The organism is Algoriphagus faecimaris, from assembly GCF_900101705.1.
Taxonomy (GTDB): Bacteria; Bacteroidota; Bacteroidia; order Cytophagales; family Cyclobacteriaceae; genus Algoriphagus; species Algoriphagus faecimaris.
Map to the genome: position 1 here is coordinate 44,843 of NZ_FNAC01000034.1, position 9,058 is coordinate 53,900.

The 9,058-nt window shown below is 41.3% G+C and carries 11 protein-coding genes; 2 read left to right on the top strand and 9 right to left on the bottom strand.

The genetic code is table 11. The features are described from left to right. Positions 1-16: 16 nt before the first annotated feature. Genes BLQ57_RS15685 through BLQ57_RS15700 form a run of 4 tightly spaced genes read right to left on the bottom strand, consistent with a single transcriptional unit; the run spans position 17 to position 3,899 of the window. Complete coding sequence (locus tag BLQ57_RS15685; RefSeq protein ID WP_087940505.1) at positions 17-892, bottom strand: 3-hydroxyacyl-CoA dehydrogenase; 876 nt, start codon at positions 890-892, stop codon at positions 17-19. Between the two features lies 1 nt (position 893). Continuing rightward, the gene (locus BLQ57_RS15690; protein WP_087940506.1) at positions 894-1,922 is read right to left on the bottom strand and encodes a phosphotransferase family protein; all 1,029 of its coding nucleotides are present in this window, start codon (positions 1,920-1,922) and stop codon (positions 894-896) included. After that, positions 1,919-3,127 (bottom strand): acyl-CoA dehydrogenase family protein, encoded by a 1,209-nt coding sequence (locus tag BLQ57_RS15695; RefSeq protein WP_087940507.1) that lies wholly within the window; start codon positions 3,125-3,127, stop codon positions 1,919-1,921. The genes BLQ57_RS15690 and BLQ57_RS15695 overlap by 4 nt, the downstream gene beginning before the upstream one ends. Positions 3,128-3,131: 4 nt before the next feature. Further along, on the bottom strand, positions 3,132-3,899 hold the full coding sequence (locus BLQ57_RS15700) for an SDR family NAD(P)-dependent oxidoreductase (RefSeq protein WP_087940508.1): 768 nt from the start codon (positions 3,897-3,899) through the stop codon (positions 3,132-3,134). 110 nt (positions 3,900-4,009) lie between these two features. Here BLQ57_RS15700 and BLQ57_RS15705 point away from each other — a divergent pair, with 110 nt between their 5' ends. Together BLQ57_RS15705 and BLQ57_RS15710 are read left to right on the top strand one after the other, a co-directional pair. After that, positions 4,010-4,978 carry a zinc-dependent alcohol dehydrogenase family protein gene (locus BLQ57_RS15705; RefSeq protein WP_087940509.1) on the top strand — a complete coding sequence of 323 codons (969 nt, stop codon included), beginning with the start codon at positions 4,010-4,012 and terminating at the stop codon, positions 4,976-4,978. A gap of 221 nt (positions 4,979-5,199) precedes the next feature. Continuing rightward, complete coding sequence (locus BLQ57_RS15710) at positions 5,200-5,622, top strand: hypothetical protein (RefSeq protein WP_087940510.1); 423 nt, start codon at positions 5,200-5,202, stop codon at positions 5,620-5,622. Positions 5,623-5,763: 141 nt separating this feature from the next. On the opposite strand, the gene BLQ57_RS15715 is transcribed toward BLQ57_RS15710, so the two are convergent. The 5 genes from BLQ57_RS15715 to merTP all read right to left on the bottom strand — a co-directional run bounded on the left by BLQ57_RS15715 (position 5,764) and on the right by merTP (position 8,540). After that, positions 5,764-6,843: a serine hydrolase domain-containing protein gene (locus BLQ57_RS15715; protein ID WP_087940511.1), complete on the bottom strand. Its 1,080-nt coding sequence runs from the start codon at positions 6,841-6,843 to the stop codon at positions 5,764-5,766. Then, positions 6,800-7,108, bottom strand: coding sequence for a virulence RhuM family protein (locus BLQ57_RS15720; protein ID WP_087940512.1), 309 nt, complete (start codon positions 7,106-7,108; stop codon positions 6,800-6,802). Before BLQ57_RS15720 ends, BLQ57_RS15715 begins: the two co-directional genes overlap by 44 nt. A 90-nt stretch (positions 7,109-7,198) precedes the next feature. Then, positions 7,199-7,513 (bottom strand): hypothetical protein, encoded by a 315-nt coding sequence (locus BLQ57_RS15725; protein ID WP_139162760.1) that lies wholly within the window; start codon positions 7,511-7,513, stop codon positions 7,199-7,201. Positions 7,514-7,737: 224 nt separating this feature from the next. Then, entirely contained in the window at positions 7,738-7,944 is a 207-nt protein-coding gene (locus BLQ57_RS21495; protein ID WP_013631656.1) for a GDCCVxC domain-containing (seleno)protein, read from the bottom strand. Beyond that, on the bottom strand, positions 7,941-8,540 hold the full coding sequence (gene merTP / locus BLQ57_RS15735) for a mercuric transport protein MerTP (protein WP_013631655.1): 600 nt from the start codon (positions 8,538-8,540) through the stop codon (positions 7,941-7,943). Before merTP ends, BLQ57_RS21495 begins: the two co-directional genes overlap by 4 nt. Positions 8,541-9,058: the final 518 nt, after the last annotated feature.

Consider the following 9,058-nt stretch of genomic DNA (forward strand, 5'->3'; position numbering starts at 1 on the left):
AGCACTTGATTTGGATTTAAAGGATGAAATCAGGCTGTTTAAATGCTGGATTGGGGTACTGATAAAATCCCTGACCTGATTTTTCTCCTAACTTACCCTGATCTAGATATGTTTTCAAAAGTGCTGCAAAAGCCTGTGAAGCAGAGTCTTTTCGGGTTTTGGTAACATGCCAAGCCGTATCTAATCCTATAGAGTCTAAAATTCCAAAGGGTCCCATCGGCATATGAAAATTGACCATCCAGGATTTGTCAATGTCCTCAATACTCCCAATTTCCCCTGTCAAAAGCTTTCCCGCAGCTCCAATCAACGCCAAAAGCATCGTGTTAAATAAATAACCGGGATGCTCTTTCATTACAATGACGGGAACTTGATTGAGGCTTTTGCCAAAATCTTCCAAGATCGGAATCATAGCCGGATCGGTTCCCACGTGAGGCATGATATCCACTACTCGGGAATAAAATACATCATGAAAATGGAAAGCACAGAATTTTTCTGGACGAGCAGAAATTTCTGCAAACATGGAGGGAAGCAGGTAAGAGGTATTGGTGGTGAATAGGGTTTGGCTTGGGGCTATTTTCCCTACTTTCTCCCAAAGCTCTTTTTTGATTTCGGGATCTTCAGTCACACTTTCATTGATGATATCGGCCTGATTTACTGATTTTTCTAGTTCGGTGGTGAATAAAATTCTAGAGAGAATTTTTTCAGAAGCCTCCTCGATTCTTTTTGATTTTTCCAATTGCTGAAGAAGTTCTTTCATCAGCTTAAAGGAGGCATCTAAGGCTTTTTCATGGATATCAAAAATCCCCACCTGATAGCCTGAGATCGCAGCCTGCAGCGCAACCCTCGTGCCCAATGTTCCTGCACCTAAAATCCCTACGTTCGTTATTTCCATATCAAATTTTTTCTGTTCGAATACTTGTCTCCGCTAATTTTCCGGCTGCTTTGACTACTTCTATGAGCATCGCAAACCGCGAGTCTTTTGCTTGGCCTAGTTGGTACCGCTTATAAATTTGTTGTGCGATGACAGCCACTTTAAAAAGTCCAAAAACATAGTAAAACACCATCTGATCGAGGCGCTTCCCACTTTTGGACTGGTAATAATTAATGACTTCTTGACGTGTCAAATTACCGGGAAAGTGACTGGCATTGAAATGCTTGAGAACAGCGGGATCATCCTCCTGAGCCCAATAGGCTAGGCTTGTGCCCAGGTCCATCAGCGGATCTCCGACGGTGGCCATTTCCCAGTCGAGTACAGCTTTGATGTTAATGCCGTTTTCGAGGTCCAGAACCAGATTGTCGTACTTGTAATCATTGTGAATAAAAGCCGTCTCCGAGTGCTCCGGCTGATGGATTTTTAGCCACTCAGCTACTTTTTCCAATGCTGGAATTTGATCGGTTTTGGCATTTTGATAACGATTGGCCCAGCCAGTTACTTGTCTTTGGACATAGCCATCAGGTTTTCCCAGTTCGATCAACTTTGAATCCTCTAATTCTAGCTTGTGAAGCTCATGAAGTGATACAATTGCTTGTTGAGAAAGGATCCTATACTTTTCCGGGACTAGTTTTTGCGCAAGTGGGGAGTTACCTCTTAGAATTTGTCCTTCGATAAATTCCATGATAAAAAAAGGAGCACCAAGGATGTTTTCATCCTGCTCCAAGTAAACTGCCTGTGGACTTCTGGAATAACCCGCCTGCTCCAAAGCTTTGAGTACGCTGTACTCTCTCACCATGTCATGGGCTGTACTGATTTTATAGCCCATCGGCGGTCGCCTTAGAGCAAATTTTCCTTTTTCAGAATTGATAAGGTAGGTCAAATTGGAGTAACCTCCAGAAAGGGCTGTGATTTCTACCTGTTGGGGATCCCAATCCAAAACTTCCCGTAACCTACTTTTTAATGCGACTTCATCCAATGCTACACTCATGATTGATACTTTTTGAGGATACTTCTAGCCAAAGCTGCCTTATGCACCTCATCCGGACCATCGTAAATTCTTGCTCCACGCTCATGCCTATACCAAAAAGAGAGCAAGGTGTCATCAGTCACCCCAAGGGCACCATGAACCTGAATCGCCCGGTCGATGACCTGCATCAAAACCTTGGCTACGAAAAACTTGATGGTCGATATCTCTTCTTTCACCGCTTTGGCTCCATGAATTTGCATTTTTTCGGCAGTGTCCAGGACCATCAGTCGGCTTGCGTTGATTTCTGCTCTGCTTTCGGCAATCCAGTTTTGTACACTTTGCTTTTCGGCCAAGGGTTTACCGGGATTGAGCATCCGCTGTGAAGCTCGTCGGCACATCAAGTCCAGCGCTCTTTCACAGATCCCTATCCATCGCATGCAATGATGGATTCTTCCTGGTCCAAGGCGTTCCTGAGCGAGTTTAAATCCCATGCCTTCTATTCCTATCAGATTTTCCTTGGGAACCCTACATTTTTCGAAGAGTACCTCTCCATGAGATAAATAGTCCTCTCCGGCTTCTCCCATTACGGGGATGTTTCTGACCAGTTGAAATCCGGGAGTATCCAAGGGCACGATAATCATACTTGCCCGCTCATAGGGGGAACTCGCCTCAGGATTGGTGACGGCCATGACGATGGTAAATTGAGCACCATCTGCTGCTGTGGTAAACCATTTTCTACCGTTGATCAGGTAATGATTTTCCTCCAAAATTGCTGTGGTACTCAGATTCACCGGATTACTTCCAGCATTTTCGGGTTCGGTCATGGCAAAACAGCTTCGTGTCTCACCTTTCTGAAGGGGTTCCAAAAACTCCTTTTTCTGCCAGGGAGAACCAAAGTGTGCTAATAATTCCATGTTCCCTATATCCGGTGCATGGCAATTGAATACGTAGTGGCCTATGGGACTTTGACCGAGCAATTCGGAAACGTAAGCAAATTCCAACAGATTTAGGCCCAATCCTCCCTCTTTCCCTGATAGGTGAGGGGCAAAGAGTTTCTGTTTCTGAGCTTTTTTTCTCAATTCTTGCAACTGAGGCAAATAGGATTTGAAGGGGCCGGTGACTACCGCCAAATCAAAGGGAAAGAGCTCTTTTTGTACAAAATCTCGATATTGTTCTAAGAGCTCCGGCAACTCAGGTCTGAGTTTTACTTTCTGAAAATCAAGCATAAAATTAAATTGTAAATCCTCCGTCGGCAGTTAATATGGCTCCTGTGGTATAAGATGAGGCTTGGGAAGCGAGAAATAATGCCATGGCGCCGATTTCATCGGCAGTACCTGCGCGTTTGATAGCGAGCTGCTTCATAATCATGCCCATGATTTTGTCATTGGTCCATAGGGCTTCAGAAAATTTGGTTTGGATCAGTCCCGGACAAATAGCATTGACACGGATTTTTGCATCTCCCCATTCTTTGGCGTAAACTTTCGTCAGAGAAATCAAAGCGGCCTTGCTCACCGAGTAAATCCCGAGGCCAGTTTCTGGAGAAAGTCCACCGATCGAGCTGATATTGATGACCGAGGCACTAGCTGATTTTCTAAGGTGAGGAAAGCAGAGACGGGTCAATTCAAAGGGAGCTTTCACATTGACATCCATGATTTTGTCAAAAGCTTCCAGACTGGTTTCGTGTACAGGACCAAAGACTGGATTACTCGCAGCATTGTTGACCAAAATGTCGATTTGCCCATATTTGGCAACGCTTTTTTCGACCAAAGGGGGGAGTTCGTCCATATTTCCCACGTTACAGGCGATACCCGTGACTTCGTATCCTTTTCGTTTCAGCTGCTCTGCTTTTTCATCAAGGGCTTCCTGTTTTCGAGAGCTGATGATCACTTTGGCACCTGCGGCTGCAAAAATTTCTGCAATTCCATATCCAATTCCTTTGCTTGCTCCAGTGATTAATGCTACTTTATCCTGAAGCGAAAAAACGGTTGATAAATCCATCGATTAGCTATATTAGATTGATAGGATAAGATAGGAAAAAAAATCGCCTAAAAAGGAGCGATCAAAAGATATATTTATAGTTTAACCCAAAAAAGGAAATCTACTTAACGATGAAAGAACTTATTTTTGAAGAAACAGGCATGCCTGAGGAAGTATTGAAAATCAGAGAAACAGAAAGACCGATTCCCAAAGGGCATGAGATTTTGGTCAAAGTAACCGCAAGAAATATCAATCCATCGGACATTATGTTTATCCGTGGGATGTATGGCATCAATCCGGTTTTGCCTAGCAGTGCGGGATTTGAGGCTTGCGGAGTCGTGGAGAAGGCCGATGAAGCGGGGAAATTCGAAAAAGGTACCCGAGTCATGTTTACGACCATCGGAACCTGGAGAGAATATGTCAGTGTACCTGCTGCCGGAGCAATTCCCGTCCCCGATCAAATGCCCGATGAGATCGCTTGTCAGGCTTTTGTCAATCCCATGACGGCCTATGGCATGATCGAAAAATCCGGTCTGAAGGAAGGAGATTGGCTGCTGATTACGGCCGGCGCATCGGCTTTTGGCAAATTTGCGATCCAACTCGCCAAGGAAAAGGGTATCAAGGTAGCGGCGACCGTTCGTCGAGAGGAACAAAAGGACTACCTGAAAAAAATAGGAGCAGACTTAGTGATCAATACCGAGAAGGAAAAGCTTCAAAAAGTTATTTCCGAGCATACTGAAGAGGGAGTGCATGTGGTATTTGATGCGGTAGGAGGGGCTTTGGGAGCTCGAGCGCTGGCAAGCCTTAGGAATAAAGGGAAAATGATGGTTTTCGGAGCTTTGGCTTTGGACAATATGCCCATCAATAGCGGCTTGCTGATTTTTAAAGACCTGACAATTGAAGGTTTTTGGCTGAGTAGCTGGATGGAAGAGATCGATTCCAAGGCGCGTGCGGCTGCTTTTCTGAAGGTCTTTGGTTTTTTGATGAAGGAGGATTCACAAATTGACATCGCCGGTAAGTTTCCATTGCACAGTTTCAAAGAAGCGCTGACTGCTTACAATCTCCCCGGTCGAAATGGGAAAATCCTTCTCATTAGTTAGGGTTTGCTGATAAAACTCTCAAGGAGATTTTCTTATGCTTTGACCATTTACTTCCCAAAAAAATGTAGAGAGGAATAGTGAGGGATCATTTAATTGAAGCGCTTTTGATCTATTCTGGCGATTTTCAGCAGCCCAAATTAATTTTTCAGTATTAATTCGGCTAAAAAAAAGGGATTGCCCATCTTTGTATTTTAATTACCAAATCAAAAAAACGCTAAAGAATGAATTGGGACAAGCTGGATAAGGAGCTAACCGAAATCGTGGAAAAAAGAAATCTATTGGCTGCAATGGACTACAGTGATGAGCAGTACGACGATTTGGAGGAAGAAATTCACGACCTGGAAGATGATTTCAATGAGGACTATGAGGATGTATTGGAGAAGCAACTCGAAAAAATTTATGGAGTGTTGAAATCCGATACGGATATTCTCTTGCCTACTGCTTATATCGCTAATAAATACAAGCCTTTGCTTCCTGATGCTAATGGTATCGTAAGCTATGAAGTCGGAGGGCAGGAGGGAGTGCCTATCGAGTCGGATCAGTTTGATCGACAGGATGTGCGGATAGTATTGGTGCCTAATCCTGCCCGATTTGTAATGCTGATTAATGGAAGGCAACTCAAGGACCTCTGGAGAAGCAGGTAAATTCTCAAAAGAGCCCAACCCCGATTAGACCTTCAGGTTTGGTCGGGGTGTTTTTTTTGGATAGATTCTTGGGTTTGAAACTAATAGGTTCTACTAGATTGGAAGCTTAGTTTTTCTAGGCAAAAGGCAAAGCTTTCTATTTTATTTAGCAGTAGTTTTTAAATATTGATTGACTAGTTCATAAGTTTCTATCATTAGCAATTCTCTCATTTCTGAATTTGAATTCATAAATAAAAGGATAGTTAAGGGTTTATTCAGTCTTCTTACTACCATTGTTCTTGTTCCATGCCAACTTCCTCTATGACTCGCTATGTCGTCTGTAACAATCCAAGCCATGCCATATCCTATTTCTTTATTTTTAAAGAAGGGATAGAGGTCAATCATCTCGTGCCCAGTATTAGGCCATTCTCCATCAATGTTAGAGCTAGGTTTAAAAATTAATTCATGTGCTTTTTTCGAGAGTAATTCTTCGTTTCGCAAAGTTTTATCATAATCCAAGTAATCATTAACACTGGTATAAACTGCACCATCTCCTAAAATACCATTCATAAAAAAACCATCTACTTTTTCCCAATTTCCGAGACTATCCTTTTCATAGCAATATGCTCTTTCTTTAATTTCAATAGGTTTGGCAAGGTTGTAAAAATTAGTATTTTCCATGCCTGCTTTTCTAAAGATGTTTTCTTTAGCAAAGGATGAAAATTCCTGCCCACTTACTTTTTCTACCAATAGAGCTAAAACCAGATACGCAGTATTTGAATATTCCCAACCTTTTCCAGGCTCAAACAAAGGCTTGGGATTAGTCTCAAGCCACTTTAAAATATCTTTATTTTCGACAATCTTTGATTTATCCCATCTCTCTAGAAAATAGGGTTCTTCGTAATCTGCAAGCCCAGAGGTATGATTTAGTAAATGTTCAACGGTAATATCCTTGAAAACAGGAAAGTTCCAAAACTTACTTCTAGTATCATTTAAAGAAAGTAAATCTTTATCTATAAGGTTTAATATGCATAGGGCTGTAAATTGTTTACTAACCGAGGCCATTCTCATATTAGTATTGAGGGTAATAGGCTCCTTTGTCTCTAAATCCCTTAATCCGTAGCCTTTTCCGAAAATCAATTCTTGGTTATATGAAATTGCAATCGCAGCGCCAGGTTCATTTTCTCCAATTTTGGAATTAAAAAGTGAATCTATTTTTGCCTGAAGTTTTTCTAAACCAATTGGATTCGTTTCTGCTTTTTTGTCTCTTTACTGCTCTTTCACCTTCCTGTTGAACTTGTGTAATTTTTGCACAAGTTGCCTCTTCATCCAATTCAGAGGTTTTGTAAATATTTCGGATATGCCTAACAATTGATGTCCTGTCAGTGCCAAACAATTCAGAAATCTGATATTGATCCAACCAAAGGGTGTCATTTTCAAGAAGCACGTGAATAGTAGGTGCGTCTTGACCTGATTGATAAATTACTATTTCACCTGTTTGCTTCATGAGCTAAATCTGACCTAATTTCATTGCGTTGAGTTTTTGAGATCTTTGATTAAATAAACTTCTTGTCTTCTCGGCAGCTGGAAAAAATTATCAATTGTACTTACTTTTCAAGAAATCTGTAATCATCATCTCGAAATTAATATAGGGTGGAAAAATTGCACTTAATGCACCTAATAGGCCTGACACAAATATGTTCGGGCAACATGCATCGACCATTATTTCGTTATTACGGAGCGTTATTTGGGCGCCAATTATGCCAGATTTTTGAACAATTATACTTTTAAGAGGCTTAGAGCCAAATGTAAAAACTTTGTAATTGGGGAATTGACCTTCCAAAGTCAAAAGCAATTGATTGATGTCAGGTAACTGTTCTGCCTTGGTTATCATATTTTCTAGTTTTTCCAAATTTTAATTTACGACTTAATCCTGAATTAGTTATGTTCTCGAATTGCATAATTGCCCATAACGGTTTACGGCTTTGCGATGTGGCGGCATTTTAGCACAAAAGTTCAATAGAATTACTGATGTTGAATCTTGCACAAATGTTTCATAGTAGCACTTCACCCGCCATATTGCAAAACCGATGTTATGCGGTCGGCTTTCGATTTCAGTCAGTTTTATCATTGTCTTTAACAGCAATTTGTCCCGGCTTGAATGGATGGACATTTCACTGTTCCATAGCTACAAAATACACAACAGTCGCCCTGTTTTGGCTTTAATACCTTTTTGCAGCTTTCGCACTCGTAAAAATATTGGCAAGCGTCTGTCGGCATAGTTTCTTCTTTCTTATGTCCACATTCAGGGCAAGTGATAGTTGATTGCAGGATTATGTTCATTTTATTTCTTTTTTGTCGGTTACGGAATAGCCTGTTTTAGTTATGGCTTTTTCTATCTCTTGAATGTCGGTTTGAGTTCTATCAAATTCTATGATTGCGTTGCCGTTGTCGTAAGAAACATTCGTCTTAATTATTCCTGTCAGTTTATTTACTTCGTGATTTACGTTTTCTTCACAACCTGCACAAGTCATTCCGTTAATTGTAAATTCTGCTGTTTTAATGTTTGATTGGTCGGTTATGATTGTTTGACTTTCTGTCTTTGGAAAGAATATGTGGACATAACTTGGAAACGCAAGCATCAGTCCTGCAAAAACTGTTACGAAACCCAAAAACTTTTTTGTCTGAATAAAGGGTGTTTTTTCAGTTGTGTCGCAGCAGTCAATTTGTTTTTGAGGTTTCAGTTTTTGATACCAAGCAAACGCAAGAACCAAAACTGTCAAGCCAATTAAATATGGTCTGAATGGGTCAAGCCAAGAGAAAGTAGAAGCAAGTCCACTTGTTCCAGCCAACAGAGCCAAAACAGGTGTAATGCAGCATAGTGATGCCGAAATTGCTGTCAAAAGTCCAAGTCCTGCAAGTTTATTATCTGATTTCATTTTCTTACTGTCAATGTCGTTGGTTGTTGTCTTTTAAGCTGCCGCATAACGGTTTGCGGCTTTGCGTTCGGGCGGGTTTTTAGCACAAAACTTCCTTACGAAGCCGTAAACTTCAAAGTTACGAAAAACTGTCATACGAAGCCGTTTCCCCCGCCTGACGCAAAACCCGTGTTGCACTAAACCTGCGGTAGTTTCAAGAGCAGCCAGAAAGAGGTAACTTTTTAGATCAATTTTAATCTCGTTTTAATCATGAAAAAAAAAGGAAAACCTCATCCAGACTGCCTGTTCTAATGTAGCAGGTTTTAGCGAACTATTAGCCAAGTTTGAGCAAAAAGTTGTTGTAGCCGGGAAAAGTAAGAGCACACTATCCAACTATTCCAGACATCTGGCCAAGCTGGCCATCCATTTCAATGAGCTTCCAACTCTGGTAGATCCTGATCGGATCAATGATTACCTACATCTGGTCAAGCGGAGTCACAATACCCCTTCTGATTCCTACTTCAAGTTTACTGTTTATG